Source organism: Bradyrhizobium sp. BRP56, from assembly GCF_020194035.1.
GTDB lineage: Bacteria > Pseudomonadota > Alphaproteobacteria > Rhizobiales > Xanthobacteraceae > Bradyrhizobium > Bradyrhizobium australafricanum.
Map to the genome: position 1 here is coordinate 84622 of NZ_JADYVV010000022.1, position 23953 is coordinate 108574.

Genomic DNA, 23953 nt, shown 5'->3' on the forward strand with positions numbered 1-23953 from the left:
ATCTTCATGATCCGGCCGGGTCTGAAAACCAGCGCAGCTCGGTCACCAGGCTTTGCCCGCCCGCGAGCGTACCGGAGCCGATCAAGGTCGTCGCCGGCACCTTGAGATCGAACGACGGCGAATACCAGCCGGCCGGCATGGCCTCGTCACCCCGATACGGCATCCAGTTGAGGGCCGCCGGCAGATCGAGCTCGCCGCGCCCACCCGGCCATGCGAGCTGCGCCCTGTGCCCTTCGAGCCTGCATTCGACCTCGGGACCGAGATGCCAGCTGAGGCTCGCCGGCACCGCAAGCCCTTCATCAGCAAGCACGGTATCGGTGACGACGAGCCGCGCCGCCTGACGCTGCAATTGCGCCGAGCGGCGATGCACGACACCTGCTTCGTCGCGATATCCCGAATGCTCCGCGACCCAGCTCGCATCCGCATCGCGATCGTCCAGACCGCTGGCGGCGACAAGCCGGCTCTGCGCATGCCGTGTCCAGAGAAACGGCCCGCCCGACACCGACTGGTCGCGCGTGAACAGGCAGAGCGTGTTGTGCGCCAGCGTGGAGCGGAAGTAGGCCCGCCATCGCGGATCGCCGTGGTAGCAATAGGTGCCGGGGTCGGCAAAGATCTCGACACCGCCGATCCTGCATTCGAGCGACAGCGCGTCCGCATGGGCGTGGGCGGCAATGCGGCCGAAGCCATGCGGGCCGTGGTCGCAACGGCACCACACCGCGCGGTCGGAATCGATCAGAAAGGTCTGTCCCGCCCCTTCGAGCAGATGCGGGCGGCGCTTGGGCCGCCCGGCGATCGCACGGGCCTCGATGCCGTCGGTGAGCGCAAAGCTGCGCAGATCGGGCTCCGGCGATGTGGGCCACCATGGCAGAGCGCCGAACAGGTGCGCGCCGCTGGCGAGCAAGCCGAGCCAGCGATTGCCGGCGTGATCGTCGAGCAGCAGGCCGATGCCGTCGTCGCCGTCGCCCTGCCGCGGCGGATGACCGCGGTCGTCCAGCATTGCGGCAATGACATCGCTCATGCGGCACATCGTGGTCCACACCGCATCGCCAAGCGGATGTCCGGAGGACTCGCCCTGCACTGCCGCCGCCAGCAGCAGTTCGAGAACAAAGCCATGATAGTCGGTCGCGAGCTCGCTGTTGCTGCCGCAGACAAGCGTCTGCGCAGCGGCTTCGTGCGCCAGTGTGGCGGCCGATTGCTCGCGCCATCGCGCACTGTCCTGGAAGAACGGAAACACGCAAGCAGCCACGAACTGCCCGGCAGCCTCCGCGATGAGGTGATTGTTGGCCGAGGAGCCTCGGCTTGGGAACTGCGACAGCCAGTATTGATGCGCATAGAGCTGCGTCAGGAACAGATCGTTGTCCTCGAACAGCGCAGCAGCACCAGGCCAGTTCTGCAGCAGTTGGCGCACCCAGGCCCATGAGATCAACCGCACGCCAAGCTCGATGCCGCTGATCCAGTGCGGGCCGCGCGGGAACGGATTTTCGCGCCACCAGCTCACCAGATGCTCGGCCGCGCGCACGGCGTAGCGCTCGTCGGAGCTCAGGTAATACGCGGCCGCGAGCACCGTGAGATGGTGATGACGCGACGGCTCCCAGATGTATTTGATGTTTCCGACCGCGGTTTCGTCACGATAGGGAACCGCGAATGCGTGCACACCGGCCGGCGCCCGCTTGCCGCTTCTGATATCGACGAACCAGTCGGGCCGTTCGCCGAGGGCCCCATGATCCCTGGCGAAAATCCGCCAGTGCCCTGCGAGAATCCGGTCGGCGCTCTGGATCAGCGGTTCGGCGGCCTGTTGCGGAGCGCTGGCCCGCGAAGGCAGCAGCTTCAGGCGCAGCTGCCGCGGTCCGGGAGCGAGCCTGGCGCCGGCGCGCCGCGCGATATCCGGCGGAGTGATCCGCCAGAGCAGATGCAGCACTTGGTCGTTCACCCGCCCCGCAAGCTCGGACGGCTCCATGCGCTGCAGCCTGCGCAGATACCAGGCCGGATTCATCTCACGCCGTCGAGGCGCGCGCGACGCCCTGCTCTGCCGAGCCGGCCGTCAGATCGATCGGCATCCCGGCGGCCGCGCTTTCCTGCACGGCAAGCGTTGCGCGCGTGGTCGCCAGCAGCGAGTCGAGCGCAATCGGCATCGCGGCTCCCGATGCGACCGCTGCGATGAAGGCATCCAGCATCGGCCGCTGGCCCTTGTCGAGCCGCGCCGTCTTCGCCGTGCGCTGTCCGGCGTGCCAGACCTCGAAGCCCGAGAAATTGTCGAAGGCGGCAAAACCCGTGCTTGCCGATATCTCGAGCGCTTCCTTCGGCACCCGCGGATCGCCGCCGGTGAGATAGCTGAGACTCGCGACCGAACTGTCGGCAAAATCGAAGGTGGCGACGAGATTGTCGACGTCCTTGCCCGCCGTGCTCGCGGAGACACGCACCGGTTCGGCGCCGAGCCACCAGCACAACACGTCGATGAAATGGCCGCCCTCGCCGACGAAGCGGCTGCCTTCGCTCTCGGCCTGCAGATACCAGGATGATTTCTCCAGCGGCCCGGCGATGACGCGATATTGCAGGGTCTGCGGTCCTGCCGGCGCGAACACCGCGCGCATGCCCTGCAGCAGCGGCGAAAAGCGCCGGTTGAAGCCCACCATCAGGCGGTTGTTGCCGGTTTCCCGGATCACCTGCTCCAATCGATCGAGCGAGCTTGTATCGATCGCCAAGGGCTTTTCGACAAACACCGCCTTGTCGGCGCGCAGCGCCTGCGTCGCGAGGTCGGCATGGGAGGCATGGCGCGTTCCGATCAGCACGGCATCGATGTCGTCGGCGCCGAGCACCGATGCCGCATCCGTCGAGGCGCGCGCGAAGCCGAATTTGCGGACCGCCGTGGCGCCGCTCAGGCCGGTATTGGTGGCGACCTCGACGAGATCGACGCGCTGGTTGCTCGCAAGCTGCGGCAACAGCATGCTGGAGGCATAATTGCCGGCGCCGATGACGCCGAGCCGCACCCGGCCGCTGCGCAGGGCAACCGCCGGACGATAGGTCATCTGCATCGCGCGGGGAGCGGCGTCCGGATAGGCGAACACCATGCCGAGGCTGACCTCGCCGCGGCTCATGCGCTCGAACGCCGACGTCGCCTGCTCCAGCGGCACCGTTTCGGAGATCAGCGAGGAAAAATCGAGCCGCCCGTCGGCGAGCAGCGCGACGATCGCCTCCATATTGCGCTTCTCGGTCCAGCGCACATGACCGATCGGATAATCGATGCCGCCCTCCTCATAGAGCGGATCGTAACGGCCGGGGCCGTAGGAGCGCGAGAAGCGCACATCGAGCTCCTTGTCGTAGAATTCGCTCCACGGCAGGTTCAGCGTGCATTTGCCGATATCGACAATGCGCCCGCGGTCGCGCAGCAGCGCCGCCGAACGCGATGCGAGATCGGGATCGTCGCTGCCCGCGGTGATGAACACGCAATCGACGCCGTTGCCTACGGTCAGCTGGTCGATCCGGGCGCGGAATTCGGCCGCGGCATCATCCGATGCGACGGCACAGACCGCGGCGCCCGCAGCCTCCGCCTGCCGGCACCGCGCCTCCAGCCGGTCGAGCCCCACGACCACGACACCGGCGCTGCGCAGCAGCCGCACCATGATCTGGCCGATCAAGCCAAGCCCGATCACGCAGGCGGTCTCGCCGAAACGGATCTCCGACTGGCGCATCGCCTGCAGCGCGATCGAGGCGATCGTGGTGAATGCGGCCTGGTCCAGCGCCGCGCCGTCCGGCAGCGGCACGCAGAGGTTCACCGGCACCCAATTATATTCGGCGTGGGTTGCATATTGATTGCCGCCGCAGCAGACGCGCTGTCCGACCGAGAAGCCGCCGACGCCATCGCCCACTTCCACGACGGTACCCGACAGCGAGTAGCCGAGCGGCGTGTAGGAATCGAGGCGGTTCATCACCTTCTGATAGGTCGCAAGCAACCCCTGCTGACGGACCGAGCTCACCACCTTGGCAACCTGGTCGGGTCGCGCGCGCGCCTTGCCGAGCAGCGACAGGCGGCCTTCGGTGAACTTCATCATCTCGGTGCCGGTCGACACCGCCGAGAACGCCGTGCGCACCAAAACCCCGCCGGGACGGCAGCGCGGCGCCGCCACATCGATCAGCTTGAGCTCACCGCTCTTATAGTTCTGCGCGATCTGCTTCACAGTCGGTCAATCGCCTCAAGTTAACAGCGCTCCTTGTATCGCGCCCAACGCCCGCAATGAAGCCAGGAAACATCGTCATAATTATCTCATTGCCGGAGACTTAACATTGTTATCATTCCAGCAACAGGACCGGTTTTGGCGAGATCTCGACCTCGCCGTTGGCGACAGGCCCTTCGCCGCCGTCGAGGCCCTCGTAAAGGCTAAAACGCGGGTCGACCCGATAAACGGACCGGCCTTTGGTGGTCCAGAGGATCAGACCGTTACGGCCATCCGGCATACGAAGCTCGACGCGCCAGGTCGTCGGCGACGTCCTGCCTGCCCCCACGACACTTGCGCCGACGAGCCAGGACTGGATCGTGCGGTAGGCAATGCCGCTCGGAAGCAGCCCGCGCGCCGGGTCCCATAATTTTCCAAAGTCGCTGCCGCCTCCGGCAAATTCGTACCAATAGAACCGGTCGACGCCGCTGATCCATTTCAGGACGTAGGCGCGGGCCAGGCACCCGTCCGGATTGTCCTCATAGGACGACCAGCCGGCCTCGGTGTCCCAGATCGGCCTCGCGGACAGGCCGTGCGCGGCAAGGATTTTCTTGAAGCGCGCAATAATTCCAATCACCGCCTCGGGTTCGCTCGTATAGCCATGAAAGGCGAACACATCGGCATATTGTCCGCCGCCTTGCGCCATGAAGGCCTGTTGCCAGCGATATCCGTCCGGCGTGCCGTTGGACGGCGGTGTCAGCACGGTCAAGGTGGGATCGCTGGCTTTAATGATCTCGTAGGCCCGCTTCTGCAGATGGACCATGGTCGCGATATCGCCCGAGTAATATTTGGGATCCTCGGGCTCGTTCCAGATTTCCCAGTATTTGATGCGGCCGGCGGCGCGCGCCACGGCCGCGCGCACCCAGTCGTCCCATGACGCGAGATCGGCCGGCGGCGAGCTTGCGCCGGGCGTGAACGCCGGCGGCGCATCCTTCACCGACGCGGCCCAGCGCGGCGTATAGGCGAGATTGAGAACGATCTCGACGTGTTCTCGCTCGGCCGCCGCCAGGATGGCATCGAAGCGCGCCCAATTGTAGATGCCGGGCGCCGGATTGATCTGTGCCCAGTAGATCGCGCCCCATAGCCGAACGCCGTCGAATTTGAGCTCCGGCCAGGGCTGCGACTTTGGCTGCGACTGTCCGATCGCATTGATGGTCATGCCGAAAAGCGTCGGCGGGATCACCGCGTTCACGCGGCTCGCACTCAGCGCATCGCTTGACGTCGAACCATTCCACTGCAGCGGCCATTTGTAGGCCAGCGGCAGCAGCGCGCTCAAAACCAGCGCAATCAATGCCCTTTGGCCCCAATCCCTCACTCTGCCTGCCATGTCCCTGTCTCGTCGCCGTCACATAGGTGCCGGGATTGCATAGTGGAAGCCGTGCATGTTAATGCCGATGTTAGTCGGATTGTGATGTTGTTAGGTCAATGGTATAGATCATCTCAGATGTCGAGAGCTGAACCATCACCGCGGCGGATCCTGTTCATCGTCGAGAACCTTCCGGTTCCTTTCGATCGCAGGGTGTGGTGCGAAGCAACGTCGCTGCGCAAGGCGGGTTATGAAGTTTCTGTGATCTGCCCGAAGGGGCGGGGTCATAACGAATCCTACGAATGCCTCGAAGGCATTCACATTTATCGCCATCCGATGCCGGTGGAAGCGCGCGGGATCGCCGCCTACCTGATCGAATATCCGGTCGCGCTGTTCTGGGAAACGCTGCTCGCGATCAAGGTGGCGTGGAAGCACGGCTTCGACGTGATCCAGGGCTGCAATCCGCCCGACCTGATCTTCCTGATCGGCCTGTTGTTCAAGCTCGGCGGCAAGCGCTTCGTGTTCGATCATCACGATGTCAATCCCGAGCTCTACGAAGCAAAATTCGGCCGCAGGGACATGTTCTGGCAGCTGCTGCGGCTGGTCGAATATCTCACCTTCAAGACGGCGAGCATCTCGATCGCGACCAACGAATCCTATCGCGAGATCGCGATCACGCGCGGCGGCATGCCGGCCAACCGGGTTTTCGTGGTGCGATCCGGCCCCAATCTCGACCGGGTGCGCTCGCGGCCGGCCGATCCGGCCTGGCGCCGTGGCCGGCGCTACAGCGTCGGCTATGTCGGCGTGATCGGCCAGTCGGAAGGCATCGATCTCTTGCTGCAGTCGATCGGCCACATCGTGCACGATATCGGCCGCACCGACATCCAGTTCAACATCGCGGGCACCGGGCCGGAGTGGAATGCGGTGGTCAAGCTCTGCGAGGATATGCAGCTCTCCGACTACGTGAACTTCACCGGCGCCATCGCGGATGACGCGCTGTTCACGATGCTCTCGACCGCTGACGTCTGCGTCAATCCGGACCGCGTCACGCCGATGAACGACATCTCCACCATGAACAAGATCATGGAGTACATGGCGCTCGGACGGCCGATCGTTCAGTTCGACGTTCGCGAAGGCCGCCGCTCGGCACTCGACGCCTCGCTCTATGCCGCGAAGAACGACCCGAGAAATTTCGCCAGCAAGATCATCGCGTTGATCGACGATCCGGCATTGCGGCAGACGATGGGGGCATTTGGCCGTAACCGCGTCGAGCGGGCGCTTTCGTGGACGCATGAGGAGCCGAAGCTGCTCGCGGCCTATGAGGCGTTGTTCGCCGGGAAGGTCCCCGCGCAGAACCGCGCACCGCGCGCGCATGCCCCCGCCGAGCGGCCGACCTCGCAACCTTCCAGCGCGAACGCAGCCGCCGGGCGGGCATCGTCTTGAACGCGCAGCCGCCTCACTCACGTCAAACGCGACGCGGCTGCGGCCACGCGCACGTCCTGGATTGTTGAAGGTCGAAGCATGAACGTCAGCATTTTCGGCCTCGGCTATGTCGGAACGGTGTGCGCCGCCTGCTTCACCGAGCTCGGCCACCAGATCATCGGCGTCGACAAGAGCGTTGCGAAGGTCGACCTGATCCGCGGAGGCAGGTCGCCGGTCGTCGAGCCGGGCATCTCGGACAAGGTGGCGCGCGCGGTGGCAACCGGTCAGCTGACCGCGACCACCGACGCCACCGAAGCGATCGTCAACAGCGACATATCGATGGTCTGCGTCGGCACGCCCTCCTCCGGCAACGGCAACCTCGACCTGACCGCGATCCGACAGGTCGCGATCGAGATCGGCCGCGGACTGCGCGCCAAGAACGCGCCGCACACCGTGACGATCCGCTCCACCGTGCTGCCTGGCACCACCCGCGGCACCGTCGGGCCGCTGATCGAGGAAGCCTCCGGCAACAGGATCGGACGCGATTTCGACCTTGCCTTCAATCCCGAGTTCCTGCGCGAAGGCAGCGCCATTGCGGATTTCAACGCGCCGTCCAAGACCGTGGTCGGCGCCTTCAACCAGGAAACAGCCGACCGCGTCATGGCGCTCTACAAGGACCTGCCGGGCGCCAAGATCACGCCGCCGGTCGAGACCGCCGAGTTGGTGAAATATGTCGACAACAGCTGGCATGCGCTCAAGGTCAGCTTTGCCAACGAGATCGGCACGATCGCGAAGACGCTCGGCATCGACGGCCGCGACGTCATGAACATCTTCATGCAGGACACAAGGCTCAACATCTCGCCGGCCTATTTGCGGCCGGGCTTTGCCTTCGGCGGCTCCTGCCTGCCCAAGGACGTCAAGGCGCTGAAACACCTGGCGCACAGCCGCGGACTGTCGACGCCGGTGCTCGAGAGCATCCTGCCGAGCAATGACATGATCATGTCGCGCGGCGCCGACTGGATCCTGTCGCATGAGGGCCGCCGCATCGCGTTCCTCGGCATCAGCTTCAAGGCCGGCACCGACGACGTCCGCGACAGTCCCTTCGTGAGGCTGGTGAAGAGCCTGCGCGGCGAACGGCGCGACATCCGGATCTACGACCCCAATGTGCAGCTGTCGCAACTGATCGGCGCCAACCGGGATTTCCTGATGCGCAATCCGGAGCTGGTCGGCCTGTTGAACGACGATGTGACGGCGACCATAGAATGGGCCGACATTATTGTGCTGACGACGGCGGATCCGCGCTTCGTTGCGGCGCTGACGGCGACCCGTCCCGACCAGGTCGTGCTCGAACTGTCGGAGATCGGATTGCCCGAGCAGGTGCGCGCCAAGGTGAGCGGTTTCCACTGGTAGGGAATATCATGGCCACCATGGGCCAGACCCGCGAGCGACCCGAAATCCGCTTTCACGACGAGATTTCGTCGGGATGGGAGACGCTGCATCAGAGCCGCACCTTCAAGGCGCGGACGGCCGCGATGTTCGGTCTGCTCGGGAACGCGGACCTCAACGGACAGCGCTGGCTCGACGCCGGTTGCGGCACCGGAACGCTGTCCCGCCTGCTCGCCGCACGCGGTTGCGACGTCACCGGCGTCGACGCATCATCGGAGATGATTGCGGCGGCACACGGCCGCCGCGCCGGCGGCGCGCTCGCCGCGCGGCTGACATTTCAGCAGATCCCGACCATCGCAAGCCTGCCGTTTCCCGATCGATCCTTCGACGGCGCGCTGTGCGCGAGCGTGTTGGAATATGTTCCCGACGCGGCGCAGTGCCTCGCCGAGATGCATCGCGTGCTCAGGCCTCGCGGGCTTTTGCTGCTCTCCATCCCCAACCGCGGATCGCTGCTGCGCCGGAGCTACAAGCTCGCGCATGCGGCCTCTTCGCGCGTATCGGCGCGGCCGCTGTTCCGCTATCTCGCGTTCTCCAAATTTGACACCTCGCCGGCGGCCATGCAGGATCTGCTGCGACAACATGGCCTCACGATGCTGGGGAGCAGCTTTGCCGGCTCCCCGCTGCCGCCGGTGCTCGATCGCCAGGCGACGGTCGGCACGCTAATCAACGTCCTAGCCCGGCGCGACGACTGACGTGGCAGGCGGATAGCTACCTCAGGCCTTGATCGCCATCAGCGATTTGGTCATGCCGAGATAGCGTTCGCGATAGACCTTCGCATCCGGAAAGGTTTCGGTCATCTCGCGCCAGTCGAACAGATGCCAGTCGGGCGCGGTGCGCTTGAACCAGAAGCGATTGAATCGCTCGATCAGCGCGATCTGCAGACGTCTCGGCAGCAGGACAATGATGCCCGGCAGCCAGGTATGGCTTTCGATCGGAAAGTACCGGTACGGCGTCTGCACGTAGAACGACTTTGCGACCCGCGAGATCTCGCCCGCAAAACGGTTCTGATGCTCGCGCGCAATGCTCTGGAACGCCGCTTCGTCCTCGATCGTCACGACATCCTGCTTCGGCCCGGTGACATGTTCGATCACCGACGAGCAGAAGCAGAAGTCGAACGCCTGATCGTCGAACGGCAGGCGCTCGGTCTCCCGGAGCAGGACTGTCTTGAAGCCGAAGCGCTCGCGCGCGGCCTTCAAATCGTCGGCCGATATGTCGCAGACCGTGATGTCGGTATGGCGCGGCAGGATCGCGCGAATGTGCCGGCCGGTGCCGCCGCCAAGATCGAGGATTTTCGCATCGAGCGGCAGGTTCACGGTGCGAACGAGGAATTCGCCGCGCCGCCGGCGCGCTGCATTGGAAAATCGGGCTTGAATCGCACCCAGCAAGGTCAGTCTCCTGCTACCGGTCGGTCCGGTCTAGCACGGCATGCGCGATCCCTCACGCTACGATGCATCGATTTTCCTGTCGCACTCACCTGATGGCCTCGAAGAAGATCGACTCGTCCGGCCGGTTGTCGAGCCGGTCGATATCGGGACAGACGCCCTCGCGATAGGCACGGATGTAGGTTTCCGAACAGCCGGCGTTGCGGAACAGCGCAGCGAGCGAGGCGCGGGTAAAGCCCCAGTGATGCGCGAAGGCGGCCTCCTTGCGGCGATCGATCTCGAACACGCCCTTGAGGAAAGCCTGCGGCGCCGACGGATCGTAGAGCGCGACGATCCGCTCCATGTCGGGGACGACGATGCGGCACACCCCGCCCGGCGCCAGCACCCGCGCGATCTCGCGCGCCAGCCGCTCGACCTCGTCGGGAAACAAGTGCTCGAAGACGTGCGCGCTAAACACCGCCGAGAGGCTGCGATCCGCGAACGGCAGCGGCTTGGTCAGGTTCATGTGGCGCAGTCCGGCAAACTTGCCCTGGCGATGCTCGGCATAGCGGGCATCGCTCAGCAGGCCGGCGAGATGTAGCGCTTTCGCCGCGAACGGCACCCGCGCGATCCACAGGTGCATCGTGATGTCGGTATTGATCCAGCCGTCGATGCCGCAATTGAAGGCGCCGATATGCAGCTTTTCGAGCAAGCCGCCGCGCGCGTCGTCGGTCATGTCCGCTCCCGCGCCGAATTGGTCAGCACAACCGTGATCACCGACGCCGCGCTGGAGGCCACCATCGCCGCAACCGCGCCCATCACCTGCCAGGCCTCGGCTGCGAACGGCAGGACGCAGCACAGCGCGACGAGGCCGGCAATCCGGCTCAGCATGAACCGCTGCGGCTTGCCGGTCGCAAACAGCGGCAGAGCGAGGCCGAGCCACACCGCGTCGAGCGCCATCGCAGCTCCCATCAAGGCGAGGCTGCCGGTGCCGATCTCATAGCTCTGTCCGTGGATGACAAGCGCCAGAATGCGCTGGCCGAGCAGCACGACCACCGTGCCATAGGTGGCGGCGATCGACCCAAGCAGCAGGGCATTCTCGCGCGCGGCAGCGGCGACTGCGCTGCGCCGGCCGGCGCGCAGTTCAGCCGCGATTTCCGGGAGGCGAACCGAGAACATCGTCGCGCAGAACTGGCTGAGCGGTGCGAACACCAACAGCAGGATCCGCAGCGACGCGCTCGCGTCCAGCCCGATCAGGAAGCCGCACACCGGGATCAGCCCGATGCTGCCGATCCAGTAGGTGAGCGAGGTCGCGACGAACCAGCGCCCGTTCCGAAACAGCCGCCGCAGCGAGCCGCGGAAGATTCTGGCTTGCGGCCAGGCCAGCTCGCTGGTGTGGGCCAGCAGCAGGCTGCCGGCGAGCGCGGCCGAGATCGCGATACACGCCATCGCCGCGGCGGCGCCGGTGAGCTTGAGTGCGATCATCAGCCCGGCCGAGACGACCAGCGCCACGCAATAGGTCAGCGAGGACGCCAGCGCGCGCGGCAGTCGCCCGTCGAGATAGCAGATGCGGCGGAACATGCTCTGCAGCCGAACCGCCGGGATCGCGAGCCCCGTTGCGATCACGAGCCCGCCGGCCTCCCCGCCCACGGCTACGATCACAAGGCCCGCACCCGCCAGCAGCAGGCCGAGCGCACCCGAAACGAGCAAGGACGATAGATAGAGGCCGAGCCGCAGTTGCGGCCATAGCGATTTCGGGATGCGGTGCGCAGTTGCCGGCAAGCCGTCGTCGAACAGGCCGCGCAGAAACACCGCCTCGATCAGGATCGATAATGACCAGGCGACGCTGAACCTGCCGAACGAATTGATATCGAGCACATTGGCGAGCACGATAGTCAGCACGAAGGCAGACCCGCTCAGCAGCGCCTGATCGATCAGGCCAAGCGCGACATTGCCCCCGGCACGCCGCAGCCGGCGGAGCAATCCGCTCACGGCACCGGCGACCCCGGTCTGGGCCGCCACCCGGTCCAGCCTGTCGGTCAACGCACTCACGCCTCACTCACCCGCAATCTGTTGAATGTCCGCCGCGGCGCCATATGCAGCCGGGCCTCCGGGCCGAAATAGCACCAGAACACCAGCACGCAGCCGAAATAATTGTGCAGCAGCTGGCTGGAGTCATTGGCCGACGCGATTACGACGAACAGCAGCATCGCGAACGGCGCCATGCAGTAGATCCCTCTCCGCTCGAACGCGAAGACGATGCTGTTCCACAATGCGAGCGCCAGCAGCAGCATATAGAGCGCACCGCCGAGCAGGCCGAACTGGAGAAAGGCGTCGAGATAGGAGTTCTCGAACGAGCCGAACTCTGTATTCCACGGCGCCATGCTCGTCAGCTCGTTCACCGGCGAGCTCGGCAGTTCGTTGAAGAATCCCGAAAACCCGTAGCCGAGCCACGGGTGCTGCCAGAAGAAGTGCGGCCAGACCGACCAGAGGAACGAGCGGCCGGTCAGGTTTCCGCTGCGGCCGACCAGCCCGTACAACTCGTCGCTCGGCACGGCGAACACGACGAGCGCAACAAGAGCAAGGCCAAGCCAGTAGATCGAGGCAGCCCCCCTGTGCCCGAGCACCACGAGCACGAGCCCGAAGGTCACGGCAAGCGCCGTCAACATGCTGATCAGCGGACCTGCGGCGCCGGCCGCAGCGAGCGCGAAAAAATGACATCCCATCAGCAGCAGCGTCCAGCCGAATTGCCGCCGCGGCCCTGCCAGCATGCGCACGAAGCAGATCAGCACCATGAGGCCGAAAAAGGCGCCCGCGAGGTTCTTGTGACCGAACACGCCGGCATAGGCCTGGGTTCCGAGCACCGTCGGCCGGTGCAGCGGGTCGTAATCCCATTGCGAGCCGATCACCGGAAAGAGCAGGACGTGAACGATCAGCACCACGATCCCGATCCGGAACAGCGTATCGACGAGACGATCGACCGGGCAGCTGATCACGACCCATGCCGAGAACATCGTGGTCAACAGATACATCGCGAACTTGATCGACGAGCCGGCGGGGTCGGCGCTCAGCGCCAGTGATACCAGGGCGAAGGCGATGAACGTCAGATAGAGATGCGACTGCAGCATCAGCAGGCCGAAGCGCTTCCGATCGATTGCAATGTGCAGCACCAGGAGGATGTAGAGCAGCAGCCAGGCGCCGCGGAACAGCGTGGATTCCCCGGCCCTTTCCGCGAACGAGATGCCCTCGATGAAATTGAACAGGAAATAGATGCAGCCGAGCACCATCACCAGATAGGCGTGCAGAAAGACATCGGTTCGCAGCCACCATCTGCCGATCATTGCACGGCCTCCTGCCGGGCCGGAGCCCTCAAGAGATGATCGACCGCGGCCGCAAAACGCGCCGCGGCGTCGGCAAGCGCATCGCGTCGCACGCTCTGCCGGGCCTGCCGCGACATCGCCTCCCAGCGCGCAGGATGTTCGAGCAAGCCGCGCGCCGCGTCGACCCAAACCCGTTCATCGAGCGCACAAACATAGCCATTGTCCTGGTCACGGACCAACTCGCCGCCTGCCCCGACATGGGGCGACACCAGGCACGGAACCCCACACTGCAGGGCCTCGTTGCACACCAGGCCCCACGGTTCTAGCAGTGAAGGCAGCAGCAGCAGCCGCGACTGCAGAAAGACCTCCGATATCGCCTGCCACGGCAGGTAGCTGTCGTGGCTGACATCGATGCCGGCACCGCCGAGCCGTGCCAGCATGCGCCGTTCGGCGGCGCCGGACCCGACCACACGCACCTTCAGCCCGGGCACGATCCGGCCAAGCGCGATCGCGACGTTCTCGAAGAAGATCGCATTCTTGGCGTCGTCATTGAGGCGGGCGCACCACAGCAGATGAAATGGACGGTCGTCGAATGCCGGCACAACCGCCGGCGGATCCCATGCCGGCACCAACGGCACCACGAACAGGTCGTCGGCGCGAACACCCTCGCCGCGGAAATACGCCCTACCCTTGTCGCTGCAACACACCACTGCGTCGCACTGGCGGAGCAGCCAGGGCCGCGCCAGACGGTGATAGGCGGTGTTGGGCATCGTCTCGCGCCAGCCGTCGATCGTCAGCGCGAGCGCCTTGCCGTTGGCGCGCGCCCATGCCGCGCCGGCCAGCATCGAGGGATAAAGACCGTTCACGAACAGCAGGTCGGGCGCGAGCGCATTCAAGGCGCGCCCGACCCCGATATTGACATGGGTGTGACGCGACCGCGACAGCGGGATCGATACACCCGGCACCGTGCGCGTGATGTAGCGCGGCGTGAACGAGCCGGCCCAGGAGCGATCGGCCTCCTGTCGCGTGCAGGACAGCACGGCGAGATCCAGCCCGCGGCTGGCCAGCTCGTTGTAGAGACGGTTGGTGTAAGGTGTGATCATGTTGTTGAAGACGACCACGCGCGGCGCCATGGCTTACCGGTCCCGCGGCAGCGCCTGCGCCTCGTCGCGCCGGCAGAGCGCCCCGCAATGATAGGTCGCAAGCCGCGTCGCGAACGCCGGGCTGACCGACAACAGCGACTTCCGCACAATGCTTTTGGCGAGCCCCTTCACTCGCGACGAATGGAACGCGTGAACCGGCAGGCTGTGGTCATAGGTGCCGAAGCCGGTGACGTGCAGCCCCGCCGTCTCCAGCACCAGACGGAACGTGTCGGGCGTGTAAAAATTGATATGGCCGATGTCGAGCGTCGATTGCAACGCCCGGCGGTTGGTCCGCGCATGCAGCTCGCACGGCACCTCGACATAGACGAAGGTCCGCGCGACCCGGGCGAGCTCGTGCAGGAATGCGCGCGGTTCGGGCACGTGCTCCAGGACGTGGCTGGCATAGACGAGGTCGAACGATCCGTCGGCGAACGGGATCGTCGCGCCGTCATAGCTGGACCAGCGGAACGGGGCTGAAGCGGCGCCGTCGATCTCCAGGTTGGTCGCGGGATCGATCACGTCGATGCCGGTGAAGTCGCGGCCGACGCCAATCGCCGACAACCGCGCCAGCACGGCGCCGGTCCCGCAGCCGACCTCGAGCACATTGCCGACCTTCGCGGCGGCTGCGCCGAGCAAGCCGGCGATATGATCCGCCTTGTCGACCGCGCAGACGCGGCGCCAGTCGCGCTCCTGCGCCGAATAGACGCCCTCATAGTGCGCGTTGTGCTGTCCGATGCAAAATTCCATCGTCATGGCCTAGCGCTCGCCTCCGGCGGCATTCGGGCAGGCTCGTCGAGGCGGTCGTATGATTTGCGCTCCCAATTGCGCCGTTCCGCCGGCGAGCGGCGATCGAGATCGTATCCAATGTCGGCCATGGTGCGGGTCAGGATGTCGACGTTCCGTTGCGGGACAGCTGCAAGGCCGGCCAGCAGCGTGTCGCGGTGCGCCCAGCCCGGTCCCTTCAGCAGATCGATTGCCTCCGTGTACAGTTCGGTCTTCACCAGACGCGCGAACTCGGCAACCACGTCGGATGAAAGGTCAGGCGGCAGCGCGTCGAACATTGCGAGCGCCATCGCGCTGCGCTTGACCACGATCCAGCCCTCATTGGGTCCGAGCCGGTACGACATCCGCAGCAGGTCGAAATTGGCGTCGCTCAAGCCCTGCCGTATATTGCGAAGCCAGAACAGCACGAGCCAGAGATAGGGATCGCCCGGCGTGCAGCTGAGCGATTTGCGGACGGCCGCGTCAAGCTCGCCCATCCGGGCGTCGACCTGCGCGCCGGATGCGAGTGCGTTCTCGGCGCGCCGCAACCGGATCACCGCCGCGCTGCGATCGATGGCCGGCATGCAATCCTTCTCCGCCACAGCGCGCGACAGCAGCGGACCGAGGTCATCGAGCTCGGCGTCGCTGACCGGCACGTTGCGAAGGATCAGGTCCTTTGCGCCGTCGAGCCGGGTCTGGTCGACAAAGGCCGGCAAAGTGGTCGTGCCCCAGGCGACGGACGAGCATGCGACCGCGGCAAGGAAGCCGCGCGCAAGCCAGGCGGCTGCGCGCCCGGGCATCCCGCCGTGCGTCTCACTCGGTGTAGCCATATCGCCCATAGTGCGAGTTGTAATAGTAGTTCTTGCCGCCATAGCCGCTATAGCGGCTCATCGCGGCAATATCGGCCTTATTGAGCACGACGCCGAGCAGGTTCTCGTTGACCGCTCGCGCACTGCGCAGCGCGCGCTCGACCACCTGCACCTGGGTCTTGCCCCATTCCACGATGAAGACGAAGGAATCGACGAAGTGGGCGGTGATGCGGACATCGACCACCGGCGTGAGCGGCGGAAAATCGACGATCACGTAGTCATAATGGCTGCGGGCCCCGTCGATGAAATCCCTCATCTGGTCGGAGGCCAGCACGTCGTGCGAATGGGCGATGCGCGATCGCGTGGCGCCAGGCAGGAAGGCGAGGCCGGTCTCGGGATCGCGCCATAGCGTGTCCTGCAATGTCGCATTGTTCGACAGCACGTCGAGGATGCCGCGCTCGGCAGTCGCGGCGACCTTGCGGCTGAGCGAGGGATTGCGCAGATCGCAATCGATCAGGAGCACGCGGGCCCCGCTCTGGGCAACAAGTTGCGCAAATACGAAGGCCAGCGTCGACTTGCCCTCGTTGGGCAGCGCCGAGGTCAGCCCGAGGATCTTCGACGGCTTGGTGACGTTGAGGTCGGCATTCACCTTGATCGAGCGGATCGCTTCCGAGAACCGCGAGAATGGCGAATCGATCGCCGCCCACAGCACCGGCTCGTCGCCGCGCCGGATCGTGCGCGGGCCGATCGGCAGATTGGGACGACCGGCGACCGGCGCCTTGATCTGGCCCGGCGAGACGCGGGGAACGATGGCGACGCAGTCGGCCTCGAGGATCGTCTCGACCATTTCAGCGGTGCGGAACACCCGGTCATAGAGGTCGCGCAACACGCCGAGCCCGAGCCCGGCGATCAGGCCGCCGAGCGCCGAGAGCGCGAGCACAACCAAGGTCTGCGGATGGCTCTTGCTGAGCGGACGCGACGCGCGGGTGATCACCCGCGCCTCGCTGACCGGGAACGACTGCTGCTGCACGTTTTCCATGTAGCGCTGCAGGAAATTGTCGTAGAGCGAGCGATAGGTCTGCGCCGAGCTCTCGAGCTCGCGCAGCGTGACCTGCGCCTGGTTGGTCGACTGCGACTGCGACACCGAGTCGTTCACGGCGCGCTCGATCTCGTTCTGGCGCTGCAGGGCGATCGCATAGTCGCTCTTGTAGCTTTCGGCGAGCCGCTTCAGTTCATCGATGATCGACGACTGGATCTCGCGCATCTGGTTGCGCAGGTTGACGGCGGCCAAATGATTGTAGCCGTAGCGCGACGACCAGTCGGCCTCGCGGTTGGCAAGCTCGAGATATTGCGAGCGCAGCTTGGTGATGACCTGGTTGTTCAGGGTATCGGCCACCGTCGCATCGGGGACGCCTCCCTTCACCACCGCCTCGATGCGGTCGAGCTTGGCCTTGGCGTCGGTGACCTGCGACTTCACCTGGAGCAGCTGGGTGTTGAGCTCGCCGAGCTGCTGCTCGTTGAGCAGCTTGCCGCTGGAGGTGACGATGTTGTTGGTCTTCTTGTAGTCGAGCACCGCGCGCTCGGCGTTGGATGCCTGCGTGCGCAGCTCCTGGATGCGGTCCTGCAGCCAGACACTGGCGCGGCGCGTCGCCTGATATTTGGAATCGAGCTGATCGACGATATAGGCGTCGGCGACGGCGTTCGCGATCTGCGCCGCGCGCTCGGGATCGAGCGAGCGGAAGCTGACCTCGATCACATAGGTCATGCCGCGGCGGCGGACGTCGAGCTGCTTCTGGAACGTGCGGACCGCGCGCCGGGTCCGATCGAATTCGGTGGGCGGCGCCCCGCCGGCGAGCAGGCCGGACACGAAATCGAGCACGGCTCCTACCGCGCCGGCCCTGGAGCCGACGAATTCCGGATCCTCGTTGAGCTTGAGGTCGCGGATCACCGCAAGCGCCACATTCTCCGACTTCAGGATTTCGACCTGGCTCTCGACCGCGGCGGAATCGACGGGGGCCTCGCTCACCGGCGATTGCTGCTGGAAGGCCTGGAATTTGCGCGTGTCGATGATCATCGTAGCAAGCGCCGTATAGCTCGGCGCCGCCGTCGCCAGGTAGCAGATGCCGCCGAACAGGCAGAGCGCGGCGGTCCCGAGGATGACCCAGTATTGCCGGAGCAGATAGGTGACGAAGGCGTCGAAGGTTTCCGCCAGCGACGGCAATTCAGCCGGACGATTTCTCAGATCGACAGACGGCGAAATCTGGTTGCGCTGAAGCATCTCGTCCTATCGTCGCGCCGGCAGGATGGATCCTGCCCTCGCGCCCTCCAATGATCCTGGGAAGCGTCCCGCCGCCGACACCGAAGCGCGTTGCTGCAGAAAGTTTTCCATTGGCGATCGGACGTCCGCTCAGGGGGTAACTGTTGAAATGAGGGTGGTGCCGGTACCCGTGGCCGTACCGGTTGTCGTGCTGCCCGAACTGCTGACCGACGAGGTGAAGCTGAAGATGCCGGTGTTCACGCTGTTGCCGTCGATGGCCTCGAGCGTGCCGCCGCCGGCGCCGCTGGCGCCCAGCGCGCTGGTCTGGCCGCCGGATGCGCCGGCGCTGCCCGCGCCGCCGGCGCCGGTCGCCGCGGTGCCGCTGTCACCCGATGCAGCAGCAAACGCCATCACGGTGTCGAGATCCTTGGTGTCGGCAATCGCCTGCTGGATGCGCGTCGCGTAGGGCTGGTTGCTGCGCACCACGATGCGCGCGGCCTGGGCGAGACCGGCGGCGATCGCCGTCTTCTGGTCCTTGCTTGCCTTGGCGAGCAGCGCAATCAGTGGATCGAGCGATGTCGGATCGTTGAGGGCGAAGTCGCGCGCCCGCGAGGTCAACTCCACACCCGCATTCGGATATTGGGTCAGCAGCTGCTCCGGGCTGGCCTTGAAATTGGTGACCGCCTGGGACAGCTGGATCAGCCCGCCAGCAGTCTCCGCCAGCGCCGCGCCACCGGGCATCGCGAGCGCCAACATCACCACCAACGTCGCCAGGCGCGGGGCGGAAAAGCCGCCGGATCGCTCAAATGTGAACACAGCTATCTCCTAACGAATACTAACAGTTCGTTAGCATAGTCAGAGTTATCGCGCCAATTAAATAGCCTCGCCGGCCGCGGCCGGGCCGTGGTGCGCGAAATCAGCGTTAACCGGCTGCCCGACCGTAACACGGGCGTCACGGCCACCGCCGGCGCCGCTGCCGGAGCGGAAGGATTGCGACAGGCCTGCCCCGAGCAAGGCCGCGATAACAACGGCATAGCCGGTGATCTGGAGCGAGAAATCGATCATCGAATGGAGCGCGCCGGCGGCCGACGCGCAGAGCGCCGCGAGCGGCACGATCACGTCGCGGCGACGGGTCCGCACGCCATGCGCGAGCACGACGAACGCCGCGAGCAGCGCGATCATGGCGGCGCCGGCCATTAACATTCCGCCATCGGACGCCAGTTCGAGCCAGCTGTTGTGTGCCCGGTTCCAGGTCCCGCGCAGCGAGATGTCGTCGGTGCGATAGGCCGGATAAACCCATTCGAAGGTCCCGAAACCATCGCCGAGCCACGGGTGATCCCAGATCATCCGCAACGTTACGCGATAGGTCGAGAACCGTCCCTCATCGGACAGGCCCATCGTGCTGAAGCGCGCGCCGACGCCGCCGCCGAGAAGCTGCAGCAGTGCCAGCGCGACCAGGCTGCCGACGCCGAGCGCCACGATCATGCCGTAGCGGCGCGGCACCCGGTTGCGAAAGAAGATTGCAGCAGCCGCGACCGCCGCGAGCAGCGAGATCCCGACGCCGCCGCGCGAGCCGGTCAGAAACATCGCCAGCAGGCAAGTGAGCCAGCCGAACGCATGGCCGGCGAGCCGGCGCCGCGCCGGCATATCGAGGCGCCCGAGCAGCCGTGACAGGCCGGCACGGCGCGGCGGCCAATGCCGCTCGATCAGCTCGCAGCCGAACAACAGCCAGATTAGCGCACAGCAACCGTAATAGATGCCGGCAGTGTTGCGATTGACGAAGGGAGATGTCAGCCACGCCAGGTGCGCCTGCTTCTCGTGCAGCAGGTAGATCCGGGTGGGATCGATCACGAAAGTGATGATGCCGCAGATCGCATAGACCAGGCCCGCCGCGGCCACCGCCCGCAACAACCCGCGCGCCAGTCCGCGGTTGGCACCGAGCACGACGCCGATGGCGAAGCTGAGCAGGCAAACGATTCCGACGCCGATCGAATAGAACGGCTGACCGCGCGCGATCGACACGGCCGGCGGCAACTCGGCAGGCAGCAATTTGCCGGCCTCCGCCCACAACGCGTTCGGCGCCACACCCGACCAGGGGTGGAGCGCCGACTGCTCGTGCAGCACCAGCATGGCAAGCGCCGTCAACAACGCCGTCACGGCGAGGATCATGAGCTGACTGCCGCGCAGGCGCATCGGCAACACCCCGAGCAGTGCAATCCCGAGCAGGATCGACCAGATCGCGGGCGCAACAGCACCGACCGAGCCGAGCGGCAGAGGCGCCAAAGCGACGACGGCGCAGAACAGCCACGATGACCAGCGCACCGGCCACGGCAACGCCGTCGCCTCGCTTGAGCCGGAAGCTAATCTTAAGCGTGTCATGAAGCCGGCCGTGCCGGCTCACGCCCCAGTATCAGGGCGCAAGCTTGATCGAATTACGAAGTAAGGTTGCGTTGTAGGCGGCTACGATCGGATCGTTCGCCGTTGCGGTCACGAGGCGGATCTGCTGCATCACCTTGGCGTCCTCGACGGATGCCGCGTTCGACGCATAGAGCACGTCCTTGTTGCGCAACTGGAAACGCGTGGCCAGGAAATAGCCGGCCGGATCGCGGAAATTGATGTTGTAGACGACCGGGATGATCGGCCCTGAATATTTGCTGACGTCGACGCCAAGCTTGGCCGCCACTTCCGGCAGTTCGCCGCGATAGACGAACACCGAAGCCGGATCGGCCGAGGAGTCGTTCAGGCCGCCCGCCTTGGCGACGGCTTCGGCGAGCGAGATGCGCCAGGCCTCGAAATTGAACTGGCCCTGCGCGCCGGACGCGCCGAAGGCGACGAAGGTCTGCGGCTCGCGGTAGACATAAATGGTGTCGCCGGGATGGGCGTAGATATTGCTCTTGGGCTCGTAGACCAGCTGGCCGAACGGCACCGTGGTGCGCTTGCCGTCACGCTCGAGCATGACCCATGTGTCAAAACCCTGCCCTTTCGGGCCGCCGGCGCGCGTGATGGCGTCGAGCACATGCTCACCCGCGGCATTGGCGGGGAAGCGGTTCGGCGAATTGACCTCGCCGAGCACGGAGATCAGCGAGGTGCGCTGCTCGATCAGGGCGACCACGGCCTGCGGCTCGATCGCGCGGTTCTTCAGCGCATCGACGATCGTGCGCTGCACTTCGGTCGGTGTGCGGTTCTTGGCGCGGATCGCGCCGGCATAGGGCACCGAGATGTTGCCGTCGGTATCGACATTCTGGTTCGGCAGCGTGATGTAGTTGCCGGGACGCACGCCGGCCTCGACCGGAATGAACAGACCGCCGGCGGCGGCCTCGAAGATCGTGACGCTGACGACGTCGCCGATGCCGAAGCGGATGTCCTTCGGCGGCGGGCCCTGAATGCCGCCGGCGAGTTGCGGCGCGAATGACGCCAGCACGTTCTCGATCTGCGGTGTGATCTTGACCATCGCATAGGGCAGGCTTTCGGGATCGCGCTGCCCGGCCACGACATCGGAGCTCGTCGGGCCGTTGGTCGGCATGTAATGGCAACCGCTGACCCAACAGGCGGCCGCAAGCAATAACATCACCCGAATGAAATTCGCACGCGACATTCAAATACTCCGGCCGTGCCGTAACACGTCGACTATCACAATCACAAGTTTCCGCGATATATTGCGATGCAATTGATAAATAATGTTATCGAGGTGAGGCAATTCGGCGACACCGGCGCACCGCCGTGAGACAAAGCCCCGCGCGCCGTCACTCCGGCTTTGCTTTCGTCCAATCTCCCCGTTATCTGTGAATGAGATGGTTTGAGTTAACCAATTGAGGGTTCGATGGCCCGCAGGAAGCTACCCGCGATCGCGTTGGGAATGGTCGCCTTGCTGTTGGGCGGTTCTGTTGGCAGCGCAGTTTTTGCCGCTGAATTGGGTGTTTCCCCGGCCCCGCGCGCCGTGCAACGGGTCAGCGGCAACTGTCAGCGGCTGCAATATTGTCGTGGCGACGTCTGCCAGTGGAAACGGGTTTGCTGGCACGGCTGTCCCGATCGCTACTCCTGCGCGCCGCTCTATGGCGCCTATGGACCGTATGGCGGCCGCGATTATTGGGCCGCCTATGGTTACGGCGATCTGCGTCCGTTCTGAATGTTAATCGACTAACAAAACCACAGGTGATCGAGGTCGGCCGGCACCGCGCCGACGGCTCTGCGACGTGCGGGTTAACCCCGGCTTAGGCCCGGCCCGATATCATGCGGGCGCAGGGTTTGGTTATGTTATTTGTTTTCCTTGGCAATTTCATCGGCGGCACCGTTCTCGGGCTGCGCCAGCACTGTCTGGTGCTGGCGCCGGTGGCGCTCGCGGAAGTCGCGCTGCTGGCCGCCATCGGGGGCGCGCGCCTGTCGTGGTCGGAAACCGCGCTGCTCATGATCGCTGCGATCGTAGCGCTGCAAGTCGGATATCTGGCAAGCACCTTCGCGTCGCTGTTCTGGTCTCGCACCTCGACGCCACGTCTCGCCCTGCGCCGTTCGCAATAGCAGGGCATGACACTGCCCGCTTTGGCGTGCCCGATTTCCGTTGACCTCGCGGCAAGCCCGGGGCATCCCGCTGCCTTGGGCGCGCGCGCCCGCCATTCTGCAGGACCTCCCCCTCTCGTGTGGAACGTCACGGCCTTCATCTGCATCTTGATCGGGGCGTCGATTCCGCTCGGTCTCATCGACGCATCGCTCGCGACGGGTCTCGTCGGCGCGGCGACGTCGCTCGGGCTGCTCGCGAGCCTCGCGGCGATCCGTCCAGGTGAGCTGTCGTTCCTCAAGTCGGTCGCCGGTCCCGCTGTTGCGGCGGCGCTTCTGCCGATGCTCTGGATCATCCTGCAGATGCTTCCCCTGGCAGCCCTGGCGCATCCGGTGTGGAAGTTCGCCGGCGAAACGCTGGGAGCACAGCTCAGCGGCAGCATCACGATCGACACCGGCGCAAGCCTCGGCGCGCTGCTGATCTGGCTGTCACTCATATCAGTCATGATCACCGCCGCCGCGATCGCGATCGACGCCCGCCGCGCCGATATGGTGGCCCGCACCATTGCAGCAACGGCGGCCGTCGCGGCCCTGATCCTGCTGCTGTCAAGCGATCCGGTCAAAGTCTGGCCTGGCGCTGCCCGCGATGAGACGGCAAACGGATTCCTGGTCGTCGTTCTCGTTGGCGTTCCGCTCAGTGTTGCGCGCGCGCTCGACGTCGGTGGACACGCCGATGGTCGCACCGCAGCCCAATTGACACGGCTGCGCTGGCTGCTCGCCGCCGCCGCGCTGCTCTGCGCCGTCAGCGCCTGCTGGGTTGGGCGGCGCGGCGCCGCGATCGCGATTGCCGCGGGCATCGCCCTCGTCCTGATGACCTTCGCCGCGCGGAAACTTCATCTGCACCGCTGGAGCAGCGCTGCTGCTGCGGCAGCGATCGCGCTGATCGCCCTGGCGACGGCGATCGGCAACCGTCATCCCGACGTGCCGCTTGCGGTCGCCTTTGTTCATGCACCGTCCGAGTTCGTGCAATCGACCCACAATCTGCTCGCCGACCTGCCCGCGCTCGGCAGCGGCGCCGGCGCCACGGCAACGCTGGCGTCGACCTATATGGACTGGCAGGGCGCCACCACGCGCCCCGTGGTTGCGACCAGCGCGGCGGCCTTGATCGCGCAATTCGGCTCCGCCATGTTCTGGACTCTAGTTGCGGCTATCATCGTCGGCATCGCAGCGTTCACGGCCGATGCGCGCAATCGCGGCCGCGACTGGTCCTACCCTGCATCGGCGGCAGCCGTCCTGCTGACGCTGCTGCTTGCTGGCTTCACCTTGCCGGAATTGCCGGCGCTGCCCGGAGTGATCGTGTTGGGAGCCGTGATCGGAACAGGACTGGCACAGCGGATCAGCCGTTCACGGTTGCAGGCGGGCTAGA

The 23953-nt window shown here is 65.4% G+C and carries 20 protein-coding genes; 6 read left to right on the forward strand and 14 right to left on the reverse strand.

Features of this window, described 5'->3' with window-relative positions:
- Positions 1–4: 4 nt before the first annotated feature.
- From I6F38_RS17515 to I6F38_RS17525, 3 genes are all read right to left on the reverse strand, one after another.
- Positions 5–1993, reverse strand: a complete 1989-nt coding sequence (locus tag I6F38_RS17515; protein ID WP_225161222.1) for an alginate lyase family protein — start codon at positions 1991–1993, stop codon at positions 5–7.
- Position 1994: 1 nt separating this feature from the next.
- A complete protein-coding gene (locus I6F38_RS17520; RefSeq protein ID WP_225161223.1) occupies positions 1995–4175 on the reverse strand; it encodes a bi-domain-containing oxidoreductase in 2181 nt (726 codons plus the stop codon).
- 112 nt (positions 4176–4287) lie between these two features.
- Positions 4288–5538: a glycosyl hydrolase gene (locus I6F38_RS17525; RefSeq protein WP_225161224.1), complete on the reverse strand. Its 1251-nt coding sequence runs from the start codon at positions 5536–5538 to the stop codon at positions 4288–4290.
- 117 nt (positions 5539–5655) lie between these two features.
- Here I6F38_RS17525 and I6F38_RS17530 point away from each other — a divergent pair, with 117 nt between their 5' ends.
- From I6F38_RS17530 to I6F38_RS17540, 3 genes are all read left to right on the forward strand, one after another.
- Complete coding sequence (locus tag I6F38_RS17530) at positions 5656–6960, forward strand: glycosyltransferase family 4 protein (protein WP_225161225.1); 1305 nt, start codon at positions 5656–5658, stop codon at positions 6958–6960.
- 78 nt (positions 6961–7038) lie between these two features.
- Positions 7039–8349 (forward strand): nucleotide sugar dehydrogenase, encoded by a 1311-nt coding sequence (locus tag I6F38_RS17535; RefSeq protein WP_028331593.1) that lies wholly within the window; start codon positions 7039–7041, stop codon positions 8347–8349.
- A gap of 8 nt (positions 8350–8357) precedes the next feature.
- A complete protein-coding gene (locus I6F38_RS17540; protein WP_225161226.1) occupies positions 8358–9077 on the forward strand; it encodes a class I SAM-dependent methyltransferase in 720 nt (239 codons plus the stop codon).
- A 21-nt stretch (positions 9078–9098) separates the two neighbouring features.
- Here the strand turns inward: I6F38_RS17540 and I6F38_RS17545 are convergent, their stop codons facing one another.
- The 11 genes from I6F38_RS17545 to I6F38_RS17595 form a co-directional block, all read right to left on the reverse strand.
- Positions 9099–9770, reverse strand: coding sequence for a class I SAM-dependent methyltransferase (locus I6F38_RS17545; RefSeq protein ID WP_225161227.1), 672 nt, complete (start codon positions 9768–9770; stop codon positions 9099–9101).
- Between the two features lie 85 nt (positions 9771–9855).
- Positions 9856–10482 carry a methyltransferase domain-containing protein gene (locus tag I6F38_RS17550; protein WP_225161228.1) on the reverse strand — a complete coding sequence of 209 codons (627 nt, stop codon included), beginning with the start codon at positions 10480–10482 and terminating at the stop codon, positions 9856–9858.
- A complete protein-coding gene (locus I6F38_RS17555; RefSeq protein ID WP_225161229.1) occupies positions 10479–11798 on the reverse strand; it encodes a polysaccharide transporter in 1320 nt (439 codons plus the stop codon). Before I6F38_RS17555 ends, I6F38_RS17550 begins: the two co-directional genes overlap by 4 nt.
- Positions 11795–13087: an O-antigen ligase family protein gene (locus I6F38_RS17560; protein WP_225161230.1), complete on the reverse strand. Its 1293-nt coding sequence runs from the start codon at positions 13085–13087 to the stop codon at positions 11795–11797. Before I6F38_RS17560 ends, I6F38_RS17555 begins: the two co-directional genes overlap by 4 nt.
- Complete coding sequence (locus I6F38_RS17565; RefSeq protein ID WP_225161231.1) at positions 13084–14199, reverse strand: glycosyltransferase family 4 protein; 1116 nt, start codon at positions 14197–14199, stop codon at positions 13084–13086. The genes I6F38_RS17560 and I6F38_RS17565 overlap by 4 nt, the downstream gene beginning before the upstream one ends.
- A gap of 3 nt (positions 14200–14202) precedes the next feature.
- Complete coding sequence (locus I6F38_RS17570) at positions 14203–14961, reverse strand: class I SAM-dependent methyltransferase (RefSeq protein WP_225161232.1); 759 nt, start codon at positions 14959–14961, stop codon at positions 14203–14205.
- A complete protein-coding gene (locus I6F38_RS17575) occupies positions 14958–15770 on the reverse strand; it encodes a hypothetical protein (protein ID WP_225161233.1) in 813 nt (270 codons plus the stop codon). Before I6F38_RS17575 ends, I6F38_RS17570 begins: the two co-directional genes overlap by 4 nt.
- Before the next feature lie 13 nt (positions 15771–15783).
- Positions 15784–18057, reverse strand: a complete 2274-nt coding sequence (locus tag I6F38_RS17580) for a polysaccharide biosynthesis tyrosine autokinase (RefSeq protein ID WP_225161234.1) — start codon at positions 18055–18057, stop codon at positions 15784–15786.
- A gap of 129 nt (positions 18058–18186) precedes the next feature.
- Positions 18187–18852: a hypothetical protein gene (locus I6F38_RS17585; RefSeq protein ID WP_225161235.1), complete on the reverse strand. Its 666-nt coding sequence runs from the start codon at positions 18850–18852 to the stop codon at positions 18187–18189.
- A gap of 57 nt (positions 18853–18909) precedes the next feature.
- Complete coding sequence (locus I6F38_RS17590) at positions 18910–20415, reverse strand: O-antigen ligase family protein (RefSeq protein WP_225161236.1); 1506 nt, start codon at positions 20413–20415, stop codon at positions 18910–18912.
- Between the two features lie 31 nt (positions 20416–20446).
- Positions 20447–21631 carry a polysaccharide biosynthesis/export family protein gene (locus I6F38_RS17595; RefSeq protein ID WP_225161237.1) on the reverse strand — a complete coding sequence of 395 codons (1185 nt, stop codon included), beginning with the start codon at positions 21629–21631 and terminating at the stop codon, positions 20447–20449.
- A 225-nt stretch (positions 21632–21856) separates the two neighbouring features.
- On the opposite strand from I6F38_RS17595, the gene I6F38_RS17600 reads away from it, so the two are divergent.
- The 3 genes from I6F38_RS17600 (at position 21857) to I6F38_RS17610 (ending at position 23952) form a co-directional block, all read left to right on the forward strand.
- Positions 21857–22162 (forward strand): hypothetical protein, encoded by a 306-nt coding sequence (locus tag I6F38_RS17600; RefSeq protein WP_225161238.1) that lies wholly within the window; start codon positions 21857–21859, stop codon positions 22160–22162.
- 104 nt (positions 22163–22266) lie between these two features.
- Positions 22267–22551: a hypothetical protein gene (locus I6F38_RS17605; RefSeq protein WP_225161239.1), complete on the forward strand. Its 285-nt coding sequence runs from the start codon at positions 22267–22269 to the stop codon at positions 22549–22551.
- 117 nt (positions 22552–22668) lie between these two features.
- Complete coding sequence (locus I6F38_RS17610; protein ID WP_225161240.1) at positions 22669–23952, forward strand: hypothetical protein; 1284 nt, start codon at positions 22669–22671, stop codon at positions 23950–23952.
- Position 23953: the final 1 nt, after the last annotated feature.